The sequence below is a fragment of the Pseudomonas sp. GD04091 genome, from assembly GCF_029836165.1.
Lineage (GTDB): Bacteria > Pseudomonadota > Gammaproteobacteria > Pseudomonadales > Pseudomonadaceae > Aquipseudomonas.
Map to the genome: position 1 here is coordinate 1 of NZ_JAOEBG010000005.1, position 17,871 is coordinate 17,871.

A 17,871-nucleotide genomic window follows, 5' to 3' on the forward strand; every position below is an offset into this window, starting at 1 on the left:
CGACACAAGGCCGCTCCTACAGGTCGACGCCACCAGCATGAACTCAGGCCTGCAGCCCCTCCATCAGGCAGCGCAACGCGCCCTTCACCCGCTGCGCCGCCGCCTGTGGATCGTCCTGGGCGATCATCCACATGCCGCTGTCGCCCATCGCCCCGTTGATCAGGTGGGCCATGGCCACCGCATCGAAGTCGCGCAGCCGGCCGGCCTGCTGCAGTTCCACCAGCCCCTGGGCCATGGGCCCGATGTAGCTGGCTTCCTCCAGTTCACGCAGGCGTGGGCCCAGCACGGCGGGGGCATCCTGCAGCAGGATGCGGCGCAAGGCCGGCTCGTGCAGCAGGTCGTAGTAGTACAGGCAGGTGTCGATGTAGCCCTCCCACGGATCGTCGTGGGTGGCGTAGCGGGCATCGATCGCCAGATTGATCTCGTCGAGCAGGTGCTGCACCACGGCGCTGAACAGCCCGGCCTTGCCGCCGAAGTGGTGGTGCAGGGCGCCGCGGGTCAGGTCGGCCTCGGCGCACAGCTCGTCCATCACCACGGCGGCAAAGCCTTTCTCGGCGAACTGGCGACGGGCGACGGCGATCAGCCGTTCGGTGGTGTCCGCGCTCATGGCGGCGCGGCTGCGGCGAGGGTTGGGCATGGAGGGCTCCGGCAAAAGGCGATGGACGCAAATTAGCATACGTTGCGTATGTCAATAAATGGCATTAGCATACGCAGCGTATGTCAATTGGAGGTTTCTTACCGTGACCGCTCTCGTTTCGCGCAAACGCATCGGCTGGCTGGGCGAGTTGCCCGGCCTGCTGCGTCTGGCGCTCCCGCTGGTGCTGGGCCTGTCGGCGGCCGAACTGATCAGCCTGACCGACACCGTGCTGCTGGCCTCGCTGGGGACCGTGGTGCTGGCCTGTGTCGCGTTGACCAGCAGCGCAGGGCTGATTTTCCATGCCGGGTTGTACGGCATGCTCGCCACCCTCAGCGTGCGGGTCGGTCATGCCTTTGGCGCCGACGACCCTGCTGCCGTGGCCCGCACCTTGCGCGCCGGGTTGGGTTACGGCCTGCTGGTCGGCATCCTCGGTTGCCTGGCGATGCTCGCCAGCCTGCACGCGGTGCAATGGCTGGGCGTGCCGCTGCCGGACGTGGCGCTGCTGACGCCGTACTGGCAGGCGATGGCGGTGTTCCTGATCCCGTATTGCCTGGCCGTGGTGTTCAAGGATGTACTGGAGGCCATCGGCCGGCCCTGGACGGGCGTGCTGCTGGTGATGAGCGCGGTACTGTTCAACATTCCGCTGAGCTATGGCCTGATCCATGGGCATTTCGGCTTGCCGGCGCTGGGGTTGGTGGGGGCAGGTATCGCCGGAGTGATCGCCGAATCGCTGGCGGTGCTGCTGGCGTTGGCCTACTGGTGCCTGGCGCCGTCGCTGGCGCGCTATCGCCAGGCGCCGCGCGGGCCACGGCTGGCCTGGCGCACGCTGCTGGGCGAAGGCTGGCCGCTGGGCCTGGGTTACCTGGCCGAAGCGGGCGCGGTGGTGATCGCGGCCTGGATGCTTGGCTGGCTGGGCAATGCGGCGCTGGCCGCCAACCAGGTGGTGCAATCGATCGGCGCGTTGCTGTACATGCTGCCGCTGGGCATGGCCGCGGCGGTGAGCATTCGCATCAGCCAGGCCCAGGGACGGGGCGAGACGGCGCGCATCCGGGCCATCGGCAGCGCCACCTTCGCCAGTGTCACCGCCTGGATGCTGGTGGCCACCGTGCTGCTGGCGCTGTTCGGGCGGCGCATCGCCGAAGCCATGAGCGACGATCCGCAGGTGATCGCCATCGCGGTGCCGATGTTCGTGGTGGTCGCGGCCATGCAGGTGGCCGACGGCCTGCAGTCCACCGCGCTGGGGGCCTTGCGTGGATTGCAGGACTATCGCTGGCCGGTGGGGGTGACCCTGGTCAGCTACTGGCTGCTGGCGCTGCCGCTGAGCTACTGGCTCGCCTTCCACTCGTCCCTGGGCGCCGTGGGTGTGTGGGTTGGCTTCGCCTGCGGCCTGACCGTCGCGGCGGTGCTGCTGCCATGGCGCTTCTACCGGCTGCAGGCGCTGCCGGTCACGGCGGCGCTGGCTCAGCCTCGGTAGAACACGGCCAGCCATACCGTGGCCACGCCGGGCTCGGTCCATTCCACGCGATGGTGGCAGTGGGGCGGGATGTCCAGATGATCACCGGGGCGCAGCACGCGGGTCTGCGCCTCGTGCGCCAGGCGCACGAGGCGCTGCCGCTGAGCAACACCACCCATTCGCCTTCGGCCTGGTCGTACCAGAACCCCGGTGGGCTGGCCTGGCCGCTGGAAACGATGCGCTCGACGCGCAGACCCGGGCGTCGGAGCAGCTCGGTGAACTGTTCTTCAGCGTTTGCTGCCAGCGGGGGCAGGGCGGCGAACAGGTTGTCGGTCATGAACGGCTCGCGTGGAGGTGATTGTTGCACGTGAGTGTAGGCAGTGACCGCTTCAGCGCCCCAGCGGCAACGCCACGCCGATCAGCGCGAACAGGCTCCCACAGCAGCGATTGAAGCCTCGGCCGCCCTTGGCCAGCCAGGGGCGGACGCGATACGCCAGGCGCGCCAGCAGGTACTCGACGAGGAACTCGATGCTGACGAACGTCGTCGCCATCACCACGAACTGCACCAGCAGGCCACGTTGCGGGTCGATGAACTGCGGCAGGAAGGCGCCATAGAACAACAACACCTTGGGGTTGGCCAGCGCCGACAGGCAGCCCTGGCGGAACAGCCCGGCGTTGCTCAGCCGGGTGTCGCCCCGGGCCTGCTCGAGCTGCAGCGCCGGCGTGCGCCAGAGCTGGATGCCCAGCCACAGCAGGTAGGCGCCGCCCACCCACTTGAGCACCGTCAGCACCGAGGCCGAGGTCTGCAGCAGCGCGCTCAGGCCGAACATGGCCAGGGCGATCAGCGTGCCGAAGCCCAGCACGCCGCCGAGGATGGTGAACAGCGTGCGGCGGGCGCCATACAGCGCGCCGTGGGTCAGGGCCAGCAGGCTGTTCGGACCGGGGGTCAGCGACAGGCCGATGCTGGCGAGCAGGTAGAGAAGCCAGGTGTCGAGCGCCATGGAGATGCCTAGTGATGATCCAGGGCGCCAGTGTAGGGCAGGGTGGAGGGTTTAGAGGGTAGTATTCGGACATTTCATGGTCATACCTGGACATTCCTCATGACGCCCGACCTGCGCCTGCTGATCCTGCCGCTGCCGGAGTTCGCCTTGCTGCCTTTTGGCGCCTTCCTCGACAAGCTGCGTTTCTCCGCGGATGACGAGGACTACAGTCGCCAGCGCTACTGCCGCTGGACGGTGATGGGCCTGGACCTGGAGCCTGTGGCGTCGAGCAGTGGAGCCGTCGTGCAGGTCGAGGTTGCCCACGATCAGGTGGATTGGCGCGAACACGACTACCTGGTGCTGTTCGGCGGGCGCAATGCCAGTGCCACGGCGGCTCTGGCGCCGCGCTACAAGGCCTTGCTCAAGCGGGCGGCGAAGGCCGGGGTGAAGCTGGCATGCGTCGACAACGCGGCGTTCCTGCTGGCCGCCTGCGGCCTGCTGGACGGCCACAAGGTGGTGGTGCACTGGCGCCATGAGGCCGAGTTCCGGGTGGCGTTTCCCCGTGTGCAATTGCTTACCGGGCAGCTCTATTGCTTCGACGGTGCGCGTGTCACCTGTGCCGGCGGCACTGCGGCCATCGACCTGGCGGTGGAGCTGATCGCCCGCGCCAGTGGCCGCGCCCGGGCGCTCAAGGGCTTGGCCGACATGCTGGTGGACGAAAGCCGTGACAGTCGCCACGCCTTGCGCTCGCTGGAGCTCGGGTCGGCACAGGGGCGCCAGGTGCAGCGTGCCACGGCGCTGATGCGCCACCACCTGGCAGCGAGCTTGCCTGTCGAGGCGCTGGCGGCGCAGTTGGGCATCAGTCGGCGGCAATTGGATCGCCAGTTCCAGGCGTGCCATGGCATGAGCGCCAAGGCCTGGTGGCTGGAGATGCGCCTGCAGCAGGCACGCTGGCGCCTGCTCAACTCCAGCCACAGCCTGGCGCAGATTGCCGATGAAGTGGGAATGGCAGACGCCAGCCAGCTGGGCAAATGGCTGCGGCGGCGCTTTGGCTGCACGGCGCAGGCGTTGCGCAGGTCGGCCCTGTCAGACGCTTATTGCGGTGTGCCGAACAACCCCGTCCAGTAGATCCCGGCATCGCTCTTCGGATCCACCGCATAGGCCGCGCCCAACTCGCGGTAGTCCGGGTTCATCAAGGTGGCGCAGTGTCCAGGACTGGCCAGCCAGCCATCGACCACCTTGCGCGCGGTATCGCGCCCGGCGGCGATGTTCTCGCCGATCTGCCGGTACAGGTAGCCGGCCAGCTCCGCCCGGTCGCCAGGGGTACGGCCGTCGCGGTCGAGGTGGTCGAAGAAATTCTGGTTGGCCATGGCCCGGGTATGGTTGGCGGCGACGCCGGCCAGCATCGTGTTCCAGCTCAGCGCCGGGGCGGCGGGGAAGGGCTGGCCGCCACACTGGCGGGGGAGGTTGCGTGCGGCGTTGACCTCCTGCAGCAGCTTCTGCCCTTCGGCCTGCCAGTCGCCCAGGCGCCCACTGAGCAATGGCCGGGCCAGGACGATGCGCCAGTCGCGGCCTTCCTGGCTGACGCCGATATCGACGAACTGCGGGTCGAGCACCACCTGGCAGAAACTTTCCTCGATGGCCTTCATGGCCGCCTTGGCGTCACGCGGGCCGGACAGGCTGATGGCCTGCACGTTGACCATGGGGTAGGCGGCGCGGGTCATGGCCTGTTGCAGGTCGCGGGTACCTTCCGGCGACAGGGCTAGGCGGGTGTCGCTGTTGAGCGGTGGCAGCTCCAGCGAAGCTTCGCCACCGCAGCGCTGGGCCTGGCTGCGGTAAGCATTGATCGTATCGATCAGTTGCGCCTCTTCGCCGGTGATGGCCAGGGCGCTGGTCGAGGCGAGCAGGCCCAGCGACAGGCCGAGGAGGCAGGCAACGGATGGGACGCGCATGTGGATCTCCCTGTAACTGGCAGCGTCTGGATCTGCGCTGCTCATCCTACACAAGCGCACGGCTTTTGGCCCGGCGATGTGCGGTGCGAAAACAATGTCGACAATCAGTGCTGGCGGCATAAGAGGAAGTAGACCGCTGGTCGGAGAAAAAGTGCGACTGTTTGGAAATAATTCGTAATATCAGCTAGAAACGCTACTCAGTAGTTTCAGGTTTCTCATCCGCCAGGAAGGCTCTCACTCACCCTCTGGAGCCTTGCATGGCGCGACCCTGCCCGTATCAATCGACTCTGCTGGCCTTGTGCTGTTCCGTTGCCGTCAACGCCCTGGGCGCCGATGGCCCCATCGAGCTGGATGCCACCGCCATCAACGCCGAAGCCGCCAAGGCGCCGCGCGGCGAGCTGCCCGAGGTCTATGCGGGCGGTCAGGTGGCCCGGGGCGGGCAGATGGGCGTGCTGGGCAACCAGGACATGATGGACGTGCCGTTCACCATGACCAGCTACACCGCGCAGCTGATCCAGGACCAGCAGGCCGAGGACGTCGGCGACGTGCTGCTCAACGACCCATCGGTGCGCCAGTCGTTCGGCTTCGGCAACCAGTCCCAGGTCTTCGTCATTCGGGGCCTGCCGCTCAGCGGGGATGATGTCGCGTTCAATGGCCTGTACGGCGTGCTGCCACGGCAGATGATCTCCACCGACGCCGTGGAGCGGGTCGAGGTGTTCAAGGGGCCCAATGCCTTCCTCAACGGCGCCAGCCCCACCGGCACCGGCCTGGGCGGCAACGTCAACCTGCAACCCAAGCGTGCCGGCGATACGCCGACCCGCCGCTATACCCAGGACATCAGCAGCGATGGGCGCATCGGCGAGCATCTGGACATCGGTCAGCGTTTCGGCGAGGACAACCGGTTCGGCGTGCGCCTGAACCTGTCCCAGCGCGAGGGCGAGACGGCGGTGGACGACCAGGACCAGCGCAGCAAGCTGTTCGTCGCCGGGCTCGACTATCGCGGCGACAACGTGCGCCTGTCCGGCGACTTCGGCTACCAGAAGCAGCGGGTCAACCACCTGCGTAACTCGGTACGTCTGGGGGCGGGGCTGACCGATATCCCGCGCGCGCCGGACGCCGACCACAATTATGGCCAGGACTGGTCCTGGACCGAGACCGAGGACACCTTCGGCATGGTCCGCGGCGACTACGACTTCAACGACAACTGGAGCGGTTACCTGGCGGGGGGCGTCAAGCACACCCACGAGAACGGCTTCTACGGCACGCCGATTCTCACCAACGCTGCCACGGGCGCGGCCACCATCGGCGGCTCGAAGATTCCTCACAACGAAGACAACACCACCTTCATGGGCGGTATCAATGGGCGTTTCCAGACCGGCCCGGTGAGCCACCAGCTGAACATCGGCGCGGCGAGCATCTGGACCCAGCAGGAGAACGCCTTCGTCTTCTACAACTCGCAAGCCACCAACATCTACCGCACCGACCCATTGCCCAAACCGACCACGCCGACCTTCGTCGGCGGCAAGCTGGACGATCCGGGCGTGACCGGCAAGACCCGCAACCGCAGCATCGCGTTGTCCGACACCGTGGGCCTGTTCGACGACACCCTGCTGCTCACGGCAGGGGTGCGGCGTCAGCAGCTGCGGGTCGAAGGCTACGCCTACGATGGCCCAGGGGCGGACCTGGGGCGCACCGCGTTCTATGACGAGGCGGTCACTACCCCGGTGTACGGCATCGTCTACAAGCTCAATCCGTCGGTCTCGCTGTATGCCAACCGCATCGAGGGCCTGGCCCAGGGCGCCACGGCCTCGGGCCAGGTGGTCAACGTCGGCCAGGTGTTCCCGCCGGCCAAGACCAAGCAGGTCGAGGCAGGTGTGAAACTCGACTATCAAAGCTTTGGCGGCAACCTGGCGGTGTTCCGCATCGAGCGGCCCACCGATGGCTTCGTCCAGGGCAATGTGTTCGTCCAGGACGGCGAGCAGGTCAACAAGGGCATCGAACTCAGCGTGTTCGGCGAACCCGTGCGCGGCCTGCGCCTGATGGCCGGGGGCACGCGCATGGACACCGAGCTGAAGAACACCCAGGGTGGCAGCGCCGATGGCAATCATGCCGTGGGCGTGCCGACCTTCCAGCTCAACGCCAGCGTCGACTGGGACGTGCCGGGGCTCGAAGGCGTGGCCCTCAATGCGCGCATGCTGCGCACCGGCGGGCAGTACGCCAACCCGGCCAACACCCTGAGCCTGCCGACCTGGAATCGCTTCGACGTGGGCGCGCGGTATCGGTTCAGGGTGCAGGAGAAGGACGTCACCCTGCGGGTCAATGTCGAGAACCTGACGGACAAGAACTACTGGGCGTCGGCCAACGGCGGCTACCTGACCCAGGGCGATCCACGGCTGGTGAAATTCTCGGGGTCGATCGACTTCTGAGCTGTCCGGCTTTCATCGCTTGCCGGCCCGGTTTCTACCGGGCCAGTGCCTGGTTTGGCTTGTAGAACAGAAAGTGCGTGGTCTCGGCCGTCTTGCGGTAGGCCTTGGCCCAGTCGGGCCTGACATTGCGGTCGTGGAAGTACAAGGCGCCGCCGGTGGGGTCCTTGAGCTGCTGGTTCAGCGCCTTGCGCGCGATTTCCTTGGCGACCGCATAGCGCTCGGCTTCTTCCACCTGGTCGGAGCGCCCGTCGCACCACCAGGAGAACTGGCAGCTTTTGCTCTCGACGCCTTGCTTGACCACCCCGCAGATGCTGTCGGGAAAACCGTCGTGACCCAGACGGTTGAGCACCACGCTGGCCACGGCGCTCATGTCCCGGGCGTCGGCGCCCTTGGCCTCCCAGTAGATGGTGCGGGCCAGGCAGGTGATGCTGTCGTCCATGGGCGCCTGGCCGGCGGGGTCCACCGCCTGGGCTTCGCTGGGGGTCAGGATTTCCTGTTTCTTCGGTGGCGGTGCATCCTCGACCACCTTTTCCTCCAGCACCTGCGCCTTGTCTTCGGCGACCGCGGCCTTCTGTTCGTCGGCGGCGAGGATCGGGCCTGCGAACAGGGTCAGGGACAGGCCGAACACAATCCACGAAAGGCGCATGGTCGAGATTCCGCAAGGGTGGGCTGAGCACAGTCTAGCCGTACCGCTTCAATTCAGCGTCAGGCTCAGCACCAGTGGCAGCGTGGCGGCGGCGACGACGGTCTGCAGGGCGATGATGGTCGCCATCAGCGGTGCATTGCCGCCCATCTGCCGCGCCATCACATAGGACGAGGACGCCGTGGGCAGGGCCTGGAACAGCACCGCCACCACCGCGGCCTGGCCGCCCAGGCCGAGCAGCCGACACAGGCCCCAGGTGGTGACGGGCATGACCAGGAACTTGAACAGCGATGCCGCCACCAGGGGTTTGACCTGCTGGCCGAGGCGCGCGCCGCCGAGTGCCGCGCCCACGCACAGCAAGCCCAGCGGCAAGGCAGCCTGGCCGAGCGCCTTGACCGTCGGCTCCAGCCCTGCCGGCAGCCCAAGGCCGGTCACCCGCAGCAGCAGGCCGCCGGCACAGCCAACGATCAACGGGTTGGCGAAGATCGCCTTGAGCACGCTGGCCGGTGAGGCGTGACGCGCGCTGAAACGGGCGAACACCAGCACGCAGAGCAGGTTGACCAACGGCACGATGGCGGCGTTGGCCACCGCCGCCAGGGCGATACCGGCGCTGCCATAGATGCCGGCGGCCAGGGTGGCGCCGATGTAGTTGTTGAAGCGCACGCCGCCCTGGAACACCGAGGTGAAATCGGCGCCGTCGTGGCTGGCGGCGCCCTGGTACAGCACCAGCAGCAAGGCGCCCAGCAGGGTGGAGAGCATCAGCACGCCGACCATGCCGAGTATCGGTACGCCGTCGAGGTTGGCGGTGGCCAGGCCATGCAGGAACAGCGACGGCAGCAGCACGTAGTAGCTCAGCCGCTCGGCACCAGGCCAGAAATGCTCGGCGAGAAAGCCGCGAACCCGCAGCCAGGTGCCGAGGGCGATGAGCAGGATGATGGGGACGAGGGTCGTCAGCAGCAGAGAGAGCATGGGGCCGGTTCCGTGGTCGGGTACCGGCACAGGGTAATGTTGACGTTGAACAGAAAAAAACGTTGTTTTCTGCAGCGAGTGTTGAGGAAAACTTAAGGGTCGCTGAGGCTGTCACACGGTGCCGAGAATCTCGATCACCTTCGCGCGCAGTTGCTCGATGCTGAAGGGCTTGCCGATCAGGTGCATGCCCTGCGGCACCTCGACGCTTTCGGCGTAGCCACTGGCGAACAACACGGGCAGCAGCGGGCGCAGTACCCGCGCCCTGGCGGCCAGGGCTTCGCCGCGCATGTCGGGCAGGCCGACGTCGGTCATCAGCAAGGCCAGGGCAGTGTTGGGGTCTTCGAGAATCTTCAGGGCGGCGTTGGCGCTGTCCGCCTCGATGGCGCTGTAGCCCAGTTCGTCGAGCACTTCGACTATCAGCATGCGTACGATGTCGTCGTCTTCGACTACCAGAAGGTGCATGGCGGGGGGTCCTGTTTCGGTGGATTGTCTCTACTCTGTGCCCGGGGCGGTGGCAGAAGTTCCCAAGCTTAACGGCCTGGGCAAATAGATGGAACGATTGGCGCACAGCGCCTTCAAATACTGGCTAAATGCCCTGCCAGATCGGCCAAAGCTGGTTAGACTCGCTGTATTTCCCGGTCGGTCTGGCACAGGCAATGCCTACATGACGTAGCCGCCATATCGTTTCAATGGATTTCTTCACTCGGGCACCTTCAGATGATTCAAGCAGCCTCGATGGATCAACGCAGCTTCCGCAAGCTGCTCAGCCGCAACGTCGGCCTCCCCCTGGGCGTGGGGCTCCTGGGGGCCGTGGCGTTTGTCGCGGTGATCAACTACCTGCTCTCGGCCATGCAATGGGTCGAGCACACCGACCGGGTGATCGGCAATGCCAACGAGACGGTCAAGCTGTCGATCGACATGGAGACCGGCATGCGCGGTTTCCTGATCACCGGCGACGAGCGCTTCCTCGATCCCTACGAGGTCGCCAAACCGCGTATCTTCAGCAGCCTCGACAGCTTACGCGGCATGGTCGAGGACAACCCCCAGCAGGTGGACCGCATTGACCGCCTGGTGGCGCTGCAACGGGCCTGGAACGAGTTCGCCAGTGAGATGATCAGTCTGCGCCGCAACCAGGGCGAGTATCAGGTGTCGATCGGCAATGGTCGGGGCAAGCGCATCACTGACGAGATCCGCAAGGAATTCGACGCCTTCGTCGCCACCGAACAACAACTGCGCATGGCGCGCAACCAGAAAGTCAGCGATGTCACGGTGACGGCGATCACCGCTTTCGTGCTGTTCATCGTCGCCCTCAGCGCCTTGCTCGCCTACCTGGGCCGCCGCGACCTGCTGGCCTTGTCCGACAGTTATGTCGACAACCTGCAGGCCCAGCAGCGCAGCGCCGAGCGCCTGGAACACCAGGCCTGGCTGCGCGCCGGGCAGACCCAGCTGGCCGAGCAGGTGCTCGGCCAGCTAACCCTGCCGATGCTGGGCGACAACATCCTGCGCTTCTTCGCCGGCTACCTCGGCAGTGTGGTCGGCGCGCTGTATGTGCGCGACGAGCATGGCAACCTGGTGCGCGTGGCCTGTTATGGCCTGGATGCCGGGCAGCAGGGGCGCGACCCACGGCTGGGCGATCATGGCAGCCTGTTGGGGCAGGCGGTGACGCAGGGCCGCTTGCTGCGCCTGGATGACCTGCCCGAAGACTACTACCGGCTTAGCTCGGGCCTGGGCAGTGGCTTGCCGCGCAGCGGCCTGCTGATGCCGGCCAGGGACGACGGGCGCATCAACGGTGTGCTCGAGCTGGGTTTCCTGCGCCCGCTGCAGGCGCGCGACAGCGAGCTGCTGGAACGGGTGGCGGAAAACGTCGGCACCTCAATCGAGAGCGCGCGCTATCGCCAGCGCCTCCAGGAAGTGCTCGCCGAGACCCAGCAGTTGAACGAGGAACTGCAGGTCCAGCAGGAAGAACTCAAGACCGCCAACGAAGAGCTCGAAGAGCAGTCCCGTGTGCTCAAGGAGTCCCAGGCGCACCTGGAAACCCAGCAGGCCGAACTCGAGCAGACCAACGAACAACTGGCCGAGCGCACCGACGCCCTGGACCGCAAGAACAGCGAACTCAACCAGGCGCAGCTGGAGCTTCAGGCCCGCGCCGACGACCTGCAGCGCTCGAGCAAGTACAAGTCCGAATTCCTCGCCAACATGTCCCACGAGCTGCGCACGCCACTCAACAGCTCGCTGATCCTGGCCAAGTTGCTGGCCGAGAACGGCGAGGGCAACCTCAGCCAGGAGCAGGTCAAGTTCGCCGAGTCGATCTATTCGGCCGGCAATGACCTGCTCAACCTGATCAACGACATCCTCGACATTGCCAAGGTCGAGGCGGGCAAGCTCGAGGTGCGCGCCGAGACCACGCCACTGGAGCGTCTGGTCGAAGGCTTGCGGGGCATGTTCCGGCCATTGGCGCAGGACAAGGGCCTGGCCTTCGATGTGCAGCTCGAGCAACCGCTGCCGCCGACCCTGTTCACCGACCGCCAGCGCCTGGAGCAGATCCTCAAGAACCTGCTGTCCAATGCCATCAAGTTCACCGAGCGTGGCCAGGTCAGCCTGCGTATCAGCCACCAGGCCGGCCTGGGCATCGTCTTTGCCGTGCGCGACACCGGGATCGGCATCGCCGCCGACCAGCAACAGGCGATCTTCGGTGCCTTCCACCAGGTCGACGGCACCAGCAACCGCCGTTACGGCGGCACCGGCCTGGGCCTGTCGATCTCCCGCGACCTGGCGCACCTGCTCGGCGGTCAGATCAGCGTCGACAGCAGCCCGGGGCAGGGCAGCGTGTTCAGCCTGATCCTGCCCGAGCGTTTCGAGCCTTCGACAGAGCAGACCGAAGTGCACAGCCTGCGCCCGACCGTCGATGAGCTGCCGCCGGCGCCCCAGGTGCCGGCCCCCGTGCGGCCCGAGCGTCCGGCCGCGGCGTTCGCTGACGATCGGGAACAGGCGCCGTTCACCAACCGCTGCATCCTGGTCATCGAGGATGAGCCGAACTTCGCCCGTATTCTCTACGACCTGGCCCACGAACTGGGCTACAGCTGCCTGGTCGCCCACGCCGCCGACGAGGGCTTCGAGCTCGCCGCCCGCTACCTGCCCGACGCCATCCTGCTGGACATGCGCCTGCCCGACCATTCCGGGCTGACCGTGCTGCAACGTCTGAAGGAGCAGGCCGGCACCCGGCACATTCCGGTGCACATCATCTCGGTGGAGGACCGTGTCGAGGCGGCCATGCACATGGGTGCGGTGGGCTACGCGGTCAAGCCCACCAGCCGCGAGGAACTCAAGGCCGTGTTCGGCCGCCTGGAGGCCAAGCTCACGCAGAAGCTCAAGAAGATCCTGCTGGTGGAGGACGACGACCTGCAGCGCGAGAGCATCGCCCGCCTGATCGGCGACGACGACATCGAGATCACCGCCGTGGCCATGGCCCAGGATGCCCTGGCGCTGCTGCGCGAGAACATCTACGACTGCATGATCATCGACCTCAAGCTGCCCGACATGCTCGGCAACGAGCTGCTCAAGCGCATGACCGCCGAAGACATCCGCAGCTTCCCGCCGGTGATCGTCTACACCGGGCGCAACCTCACCCGTGAGGAAGAGGCCGACCTGCTCAAGTACTCGCGCTCGATCATCATCAAGGGCGCCCGCTCGCCGGAGCGCCTGCTCGACGAAGTGACGCTGTTCCTGCACAAGGTCGAGTCGCAACTGTCCAACGAACGTCAGCGCATGCTCAAGACCGCGCGCAGCCGCGACAAGGTCTTCGAAGGGCGCAAGATCCTCCTGGTGGACGATGACGTACGCAACATCTTCGCCCTGACCAGCGCCCTGGAGCACAAGGGCGCGATCGTCGAGATCGGCCGCAACGGGCGCGAGGCCCTCGAGTGCCTGGAGGCCAACGACGACATCGACCTGGTGCTGATGGACGTGATGATGCCGGAGATGGACGGCTACGAGGCCACCCGGCTGATCCGCCAGCAGCCGCGCTGGCGCAAGCTGCCGATCATCGCCGTGACCGCCAAGGCGATGAAGGACGACCAGCAGCGCTGCCTGCAGGCCGGCGCCAACGACTACCTGGCCAAACCGATCGACCTGGACCGCCTGTTCTCGCTGATTCGTGTCTGGCTGCCGCAATTGGAGCGCATCTGAAATCTTGACCAGTGAACGCAATACCGACATCGAGATCCGACTGCTGATCGAGGCGATCTACCTCAAGTACAGCTACGATTTTCGCGACTACTCCGGGGCTTCGATCAAGCGCCGGATCCTCCACGCCCTGCGCCAGTTCGACTGCCGTACCGTATCGGCGCTGCAGGAACGGGTGCTGCACGACCCGGGCATGTTCATGGAGCTGCTGCAGTACCTGACGATCCCGGTCAGCGAGATGTTCCGCGACCCCGGGCACTTCCTCGCGCTGCGCAACGAAGTGGTGCCGCTGCTGCGCACCTGGCCGTCGATCAAGGTGTGGATCGCCGGCTGCAGCACGGGCGAGGAGGTGTACTCCATGGCCATCCTGCTGCGTGAGGAAGGGCTGCTGGAGCGCACCATCCTCTATGCCACCGACATCAACCCGCACTCGCTGGAGAAGGCCAAGCAGGGCATCTATTCGATGCAGAGCATGCGCGAGTACGAAGAGAACTATCGCAAGGCCGGCGGGCGCCGGGACTTCGCCGAGTACTACACCGCCGCGTATGGCAACGCCATCATGGACGGCAGCCTGCGCGACAACGTGACGTTCGCCGACCACAGCCTGGCCACCGACAGCGTGTTCTCCGAAACGCAGCTGGTGTCGTGCCGCAACGTGCTGATCTATTTCAACAAGGACTTGCAGGACCGTGCCCTCGGGCTGTTCCACGACTCCTTGTGCCACCGGGGCTTCCTGGTGCTGGGCAGCAAGGAGTCGGTGGATTTCTCGGCCTACGGCGAGCGCTTCGAGCCGCTGGTGCGGCCCGAGCGGATCTACCGCAAGGTATGAACGGCGTGCGCGCGATCGTCATCGGCGCCTCGGCGGGAGGCGTTGCCGCGCTGTTCAGCGTGCTCGGCGCGCTGCCGGCTGGCTTCGCCATTCCGGTACTGTGCGTGCTGCACCTGCCGGAGGACCGTCACAGCCATCTGGCGCAAGTGCTGCAGCGCCGCCTGCACCGCCCGGTGCGCGAGGCCGTCGACAAGGCCCGCGTCGAGCCGGGCCTGATCTACGTGGCGGGGCCGGGCTACCACCTGTCGGTGGAGCGCGACCTGAGCTTCTCGCTCAGCCAGGAGCCGCCGGTGCATTTTTCCCGGCCAGCCATCGATTTTCTCTTCGCCTCGGCGGCCGACGCCTATGGCCCGGACCTGCTCGGCGTGCTGCTCACCGGTGCCAACGAAGACGGCGCCCAAGGGCTGTTGCGCATCAAACAGAACGGCGGGCGCACAATCGTGCAGGACCCCCGCGAAGCACAGGTCGCGCTGATGCCGGAGGCCGCGCTGGCCCTGCACAGCCCTGACCACATCCTTTCTCTGAGCGGTATCGGGCAGTTGCTCGCTACCCTGGAACCCCGCGCATGCTAAGCCATATCACCGCCAAACTGCTGATCGTCGACGACCTGCCGGAAAACCTGCTGGCGCTGGACGCCCTGATCCAGGGCGCAGACCGCGAGGTGCATCAGGCCCAGTCGGCGGAACAGGCGTTGTCGCTGCTGCTCGAACACGAATTCGCCCTGGCCATCCTCGACGTGCAGATGCCCGGCATGAACGGCTTCGAACTGGCCGAGCTGATGCGCGGCACGGAAAAGACCCGCAGCATTCCCATCGTCTTCGTCAGCGCGGCAGGCCGTGAGATGAACTACGCCTTCAAGGGTTATGAAAGCGGGGCCGTGGACTTTCTGCACAAGCCGCTGGATACCCTGGCAGTCAAGAGCAAGGTCTCGGTGTTCGTCGACCTGTTCCGTCAGCGCAAGGCCCTCGACCGGCAACTGCAGGCGCTGGAACGCAGCCGCGAAGAGCAGGAGCAGTTGCTGTCGCAGCTGCAACTGGCCCGTGGCGAGCTGGAACGGGCGGTGCGCATGCGCGACGATTTCATGTCGATCGTTTCCCATGAGGTGCGCACGCCGCTCAACGGCCTGATTCTCGAAACCCAGCTGCGCCGCATGCACTTGTCGCGGGGCAATCTGACGGCATTCAGCGAGGACAAGCTCAAGGCGATGGTCGAGCGTGACGAGCGTCAGATAAACAGCCTGATCCGCCTGGTCGAGGACATGCTCGACGTATCGCGGATTCGCACCGGCAAGCTGTCGATCCGGCCCAAGGCCTTCGATCTGGGGCAACTGGTGCAGGGCCTGGTGGAAAACTTCGCCGCCCAGGCCGCTGCCCTGGATACCCGCATCGAGCTGGAGCGCTGTCAGGCCTTGCGGGGCGAGTGGGATGAGTTTCGTATCGAACAGGTGCTGGCCAACCTGTTGTCCAATGCCTTGCGCTATGGCGAGCGCAAGCCGGTGCAGGTTCGGGTGTTCGAGGACGGTGCGATGGCCTGCGTGCAGGTGCGCGACCAAGGCATCGGCATCAGTGCGCAGAACCAGCAGCGGATATTCCAGCAGTTCGAGCGTGTGGCCGCGCACCAGGCCAGCGGTGGACTGGGACTGGGGCTGTACATTTCCGAGCAGATCGTGCTGGCGCACGGTGGGCGTATCCAGGTGGAAAGCGAGGAGGGCGCGGGTGCCGCCTTCAGCGTCTACCTGCCGTTGCCGGCGGTGCGTCAATCCAGCGATCAGGCGCAGGCAACCTCTGCGTAGCCTTGGGGTCTGATTGCCAACCTGTTGAATTCGAAGGCGTTGTCATGAGTGAAGATGCACAAGATGTCGTACTGATCGTCGAGGATGAACCGGCGATTCGCATGATTCTGCGCGATTACCTGGCGGGTGAGGGCTACCATGTGCTGGTGGCGGAGGATGGCGAGCAGGCGTTCGCCATCCTGGCCAGCAAGCCGCACCTGGATCTGATGGTCACCGATTTTCGCCTGCCGGGCGGGATTTCCGGCGTGGAGATTGCCGAGCCGGCGGTGAAACTGCGGCCTGATTTGAAAGTGATCTTCATCAGTGGGTATCCGGCGGAGATTCTCGAGTCGGGGAGCCCGATCGCGCGGCGGGCGCCCATTCTGGCCAAGCCGTTCGACCTGGATACGCTGCATGGGGAGATCCAGACGTTGTTGCGCTAGCCGCTGAGCCAGGGTGGACGTTTGCCGGGGCAGGTGCCGCGATGTCCGCGGTCCATGCGCCGCTGCACGGACGTCCTTGCACATCGGTGATGTTCCGCGCGCCTCACTGCAGGTATCCTCGGCTCATCCTCCCCCGAACTGAGTTGATTCCCAAGGAGCTGCACGCTGTGTTCAAACATGTCGATGCCTACGCCGGCGACCCGATCCTTTCGTTGATGGAAACCTTCAAGGCCGACCCCCGTGCCGACAAGGTCAACCTGAGCATCGGCCTGTACTACGACGAAGCCGGCGTGGTGCCGCAACTGGCGGCGGTGGGCGAAGTGGAGAAACGCCTGGCCGGCCAGCCTCACGAAGCCTCGCTGTACCTGCCGATGGAAGGTCTGGCCAGCTATCGCCAGGCGATCCAGGCGCTGCTGTTCGGCGCCGACCACCCGGTCGTGACCGATGGTCGCGTGGCCACCGTGCAGACCGTCGGTGGCTCCGGCGCGCTGAAAGTCGGCGCCGACTTCCTCAAACGCTACTTCCCCGACTCCGAGGTGTGGGTGAGCAACCCGACCTGGGACAACCACCGGGCGATCTTCGAAGGCGCGGGCTTCAAGGTGCACGCCTACCCGTACTTCGACCAGGCCAGCCGTGGCGTGGATTTCGCCGGCATGCTCGCTACCCTGCAGACCCTGCCGGCCAACAGCATCGTCCTGCTGCACCCTTGCTGTCACAACCCCACCGGGGCGGACCTGGAGCCGCAGCAGTGGCAGCAGGTGGTCGAGGTGGTCAAGGCGCGCCAGTTGATCCCGTTCCTCGACATCGCCTACCAGGGCTTCGGCGAAGGCCTCGTGGAAGATGCCTACGCCATCCGCGAGATGGCGCGCGCCGGTGTGCCGTGCCTGGTCAGCAACTCGTTCTCGAAGATCTTCTCGCTGTACGGCGAGCGGGTAGGGGGCCTGTCGGTGGTTTGCGACGATGCGGCCACCGCCGCCAGCGTGCTCGGCCAGCTCAAGGCCACCGTGCGCCGCAACTACTCCAGCCCGCCTGCCTTCGGCGCCCAGCTGGTGGCCGGCGTGCTCGGCGATGCCGAGCTGAGCGGGCAGTGGGCAGCGGAAGTGGAGGTCATGCGCAAGCGCATCCTCGACATGCGCCAGGGCCTGGTCGATCTGCTCGGCGAACTGTTGCCGGGCCAGGACTTCCAGTTCTTCGTGCGTCAACGCGGCATGTTCAGCTACACCGGTCTGAGCGTCGAGCAGGTGCGCCGCCTGCGTGACGAGTTCGGTGTGTACCTGATCGACAGCGGCCGCATGTGCATGTCCGGCCTGCGTCCGGCCAATCTGCGTCGGGTGGCCGAGGCGTTCGCCGCCGTTCAGAAGTAAAGGCTTCAGGGCCGCTTTGCGGCCCACTCGCGGGCAAGCCCGCTCCCACAGGAATGCGCGGGGCCTGGACCTGGCACTCTCCTGTGGGAGCGGGCTTGCCCGCGATTGGGGCGTGCGGCGCCCCTTCGACGCACCCGCTTGTAAAGACAAGTGCAACCGTCCCTCGGGCGGGGCTTCCCCAAGTGCAACCTTTGCATGCACAATCGCGGGCCCTTTACCCGG

Annotated in this window: 15 protein-coding genes and 1 pseudogene; 9 read left to right on the top strand and 7 right to left on the bottom strand. The window is 66.1% G+C overall.

What is annotated here, in order from left to right:
• Positions 1 to 43 precede the first annotated feature (43 nt).
• Complete coding sequence (locus tag N7422_RS08195) at positions 44 to 637, bottom strand: TetR/AcrR family transcriptional regulator (protein ID WP_279806074.1); 594 nt, start codon at positions 635 to 637, stop codon at positions 44 to 46.
• A 103-nt stretch (positions 638 to 740) separates the two neighbouring features.
• Here N7422_RS08195 and N7422_RS08200 point away from each other — a divergent pair, with 103 nt between their 5' ends.
• Positions 741 to 2,111, top strand: a complete 1,371-nt coding sequence (locus N7422_RS08200; RefSeq protein ID WP_279806075.1) for an MATE family efflux transporter — start codon at positions 741 to 743, stop codon at positions 2,109 to 2,111.
• Here N7422_RS08200 and N7422_RS08205 read toward each other — a convergent pair.
• Both N7422_RS08205 and N7422_RS08210 read right to left on the bottom strand, forming a co-directional pair.
• A pseudogene (locus N7422_RS08205) lies at positions 2,099 to 2,427 on the bottom strand (cupin). The gene N7422_RS08200 and the pseudogene N7422_RS08205 overlap by 13 nt on opposite strands.
• 52 nt (positions 2,428 to 2,479) lie before the next feature.
• A complete protein-coding gene (locus N7422_RS08210; RefSeq protein WP_279806076.1) occupies positions 2,480 to 3,091 on the bottom strand; it encodes a LysE family translocator in 612 nt (203 codons plus the stop codon).
• 99 nt (positions 3,092 to 3,190) lie between these two features.
• Between N7422_RS08210 and N7422_RS08215 the strand changes: the two genes are divergently transcribed.
• Positions 3,191 to 4,198 (top strand): helix-turn-helix domain-containing protein, encoded by a 1,008-nt coding sequence (locus tag N7422_RS08215; protein WP_279806077.1) that lies wholly within the window; start codon positions 3,191 to 3,193, stop codon positions 4,196 to 4,198.
• Here N7422_RS08215 and N7422_RS08220 read toward each other — a convergent pair.
• Entirely contained in the window at positions 4,165 to 5,022 is an 858-nt protein-coding gene (locus tag N7422_RS08220; protein ID WP_279806078.1) for a CAP domain-containing protein, read from the bottom strand. The two genes, N7422_RS08215 and N7422_RS08220, sit on opposite strands and share 34 nt — an antisense overlap.
• Positions 5,023 to 5,279: 257 nt before the next feature.
• Between N7422_RS08220 and N7422_RS08225 the strand changes: the two genes are divergently transcribed.
• The gene (locus N7422_RS08225) at positions 5,280 to 7,448 is read left to right on the top strand and encodes a TonB-dependent siderophore receptor (RefSeq protein WP_279806079.1); all 2,169 of its coding nucleotides are present in this window, start codon (positions 5,280 to 5,282) and stop codon (positions 7,446 to 7,448) included.
• Between the two features lie 34 nt (positions 7,449 to 7,482).
• Here N7422_RS08225 and N7422_RS08230 read toward each other — a convergent pair whose 3' ends face one another.
• The 3 genes from N7422_RS08230 to N7422_RS08240 all read right to left on the bottom strand — a co-directional run bounded on the left by N7422_RS08230 (position 7,483) and on the right by N7422_RS08240 (position 9,522).
• Positions 7,483 to 8,094, bottom strand: a complete 612-nt coding sequence (locus N7422_RS08230; protein WP_279806080.1) for a cell wall hydrolase — start codon at positions 8,092 to 8,094, stop codon at positions 7,483 to 7,485.
• Positions 8,095 to 8,142: 48 nt separating this feature from the next.
• A complete protein-coding gene (locus tag N7422_RS08235) occupies positions 8,143 to 9,060 on the bottom strand; it encodes an AEC family transporter (protein WP_279806081.1) in 918 nt (305 codons plus the stop codon).
• A gap of 111 nt (positions 9,061 to 9,171) precedes the next feature.
• Positions 9,172 to 9,522: a response regulator gene (locus N7422_RS08240; protein ID WP_279806082.1), complete on the bottom strand. Its 351-nt coding sequence runs from the start codon at positions 9,520 to 9,522 to the stop codon at positions 9,172 to 9,174.
• Between the two features lie 255 nt (positions 9,523 to 9,777).
• Here N7422_RS08240 and N7422_RS08245 point away from each other — a divergent pair, with 255 nt between their 5' ends.
• The 6 genes from N7422_RS08245 (at position 9,778) to N7422_RS08270 (ending at position 17,649) form a co-directional block, all read left to right on the top strand.
• Positions 9,778 to 13,245 (top strand): response regulator, encoded by a 3,468-nt coding sequence (locus tag N7422_RS08245; protein WP_279806083.1) that lies wholly within the window; start codon positions 9,778 to 9,780, stop codon positions 13,243 to 13,245.
• A 4-nt stretch (positions 13,246 to 13,249) separates the two neighbouring features.
• Positions 13,250 to 14,071 carry a protein-glutamate O-methyltransferase CheR gene (locus N7422_RS08250; protein ID WP_279806084.1) on the top strand — a complete coding sequence of 274 codons (822 nt, stop codon included), beginning with the start codon at positions 13,250 to 13,252 and terminating at the stop codon, positions 14,069 to 14,071.
• Positions 14,068 to 14,643 (top strand): chemotaxis protein CheB, encoded by a 576-nt coding sequence (locus N7422_RS08255; protein ID WP_279806085.1) that lies wholly within the window; start codon positions 14,068 to 14,070, stop codon positions 14,641 to 14,643. Before N7422_RS08250 ends, N7422_RS08255 begins: the two co-directional genes overlap by 4 nt.
• Complete coding sequence (locus N7422_RS08260) at positions 14,637 to 15,863, top strand: hybrid sensor histidine kinase/response regulator (RefSeq protein WP_279806086.1); 1,227 nt, start codon at positions 14,637 to 14,639, stop codon at positions 15,861 to 15,863. Before N7422_RS08255 ends, N7422_RS08260 begins: the two co-directional genes overlap by 7 nt.
• Before the next feature lie 44 nt (positions 15,864 to 15,907).
• Positions 15,908 to 16,285 (top strand): response regulator, encoded by a 378-nt coding sequence (locus N7422_RS08265; protein ID WP_279806087.1) that lies wholly within the window; start codon positions 15,908 to 15,910, stop codon positions 16,283 to 16,285.
• 167 nt (positions 16,286 to 16,452) lie between these two features.
• Positions 16,453 to 17,649, top strand: a complete 1,197-nt coding sequence (locus tag N7422_RS08270; RefSeq protein WP_279806088.1) for an aspartate/tyrosine/aromatic aminotransferase — start codon at positions 16,453 to 16,455, stop codon at positions 17,647 to 17,649.
• Positions 17,650 to 17,871 lie beyond the last annotated feature (222 nt).

Bases quoted from the DNA above. Each gene is read 5' to 3' on its own strand.
- N7422_RS08235 (WP_279806081.1), bottom strand. From the start codon at position 9,060: ATGCTCTCTCTGCTGCTGACGACCCTCGTCCCCATCATCCTGCTCATC.
- N7422_RS08240 (WP_279806082.1), bottom strand. From the start codon at position 9,522: ATGCACCTTCTGGTAGTCGAAGACGACGACATCGTACGCATGCTGATA.
- N7422_RS08215 (WP_279806077.1), top strand. From the start codon at position 3,191: ATGACGCCCGACCTGCGCCTGCTGATCCTGCCGCTGCCGGAGTTCGCC.
- N7422_RS08225 (WP_279806079.1), top strand. From the start codon at position 5,280: ATGGCGCGACCCTGCCCGTATCAATCGACTCTGCTGGCCTTGTGCTGT.
- N7422_RS08260 (WP_279806086.1), top strand. From the start codon at position 14,637: ATGCTAAGCCATATCACCGCCAAACTGCTGATCGTCGACGACCTGCCG.
- N7422_RS08245 (WP_279806083.1), top strand. From the start codon at position 9,778: ATGATTCAAGCAGCCTCGATGGATCAACGCAGCTTCCGCAAGCTGCTC.
- N7422_RS08230 (WP_279806080.1), bottom strand. From the start codon at position 8,094: ATGCGCCTTTCGTGGATTGTGTTCGGCCTGTCCCTGACCCTGTTCGCA.
- N7422_RS08210 (WP_279806076.1), bottom strand. From the start codon at position 3,091: ATGGCGCTCGACACCTGGCTTCTCTACCTGCTCGCCAGCATCGGCCTG.
- N7422_RS08220 (WP_279806078.1), bottom strand. From the start codon at position 5,022: ATGCGCGTCCCATCCGTTGCCTGCCTCCTCGGCCTGTCGCTGGGCCTG.
- N7422_RS08265 (WP_279806087.1), top strand. From the start codon at position 15,908: ATGAGTGAAGATGCACAAGATGTCGTACTGATCGTCGAGGATGAACCG.
- N7422_RS08255 (WP_279806085.1), top strand. From the start codon at position 14,068: ATGAACGGCGTGCGCGCGATCGTCATCGGCGCCTCGGCGGGAGGCGTT.
- N7422_RS08195 (WP_279806074.1), bottom strand. From the start codon at position 637: ATGCCCAACCCTCGCCGCAGCCGCGCCGCCATGAGCGCGGACACCACC.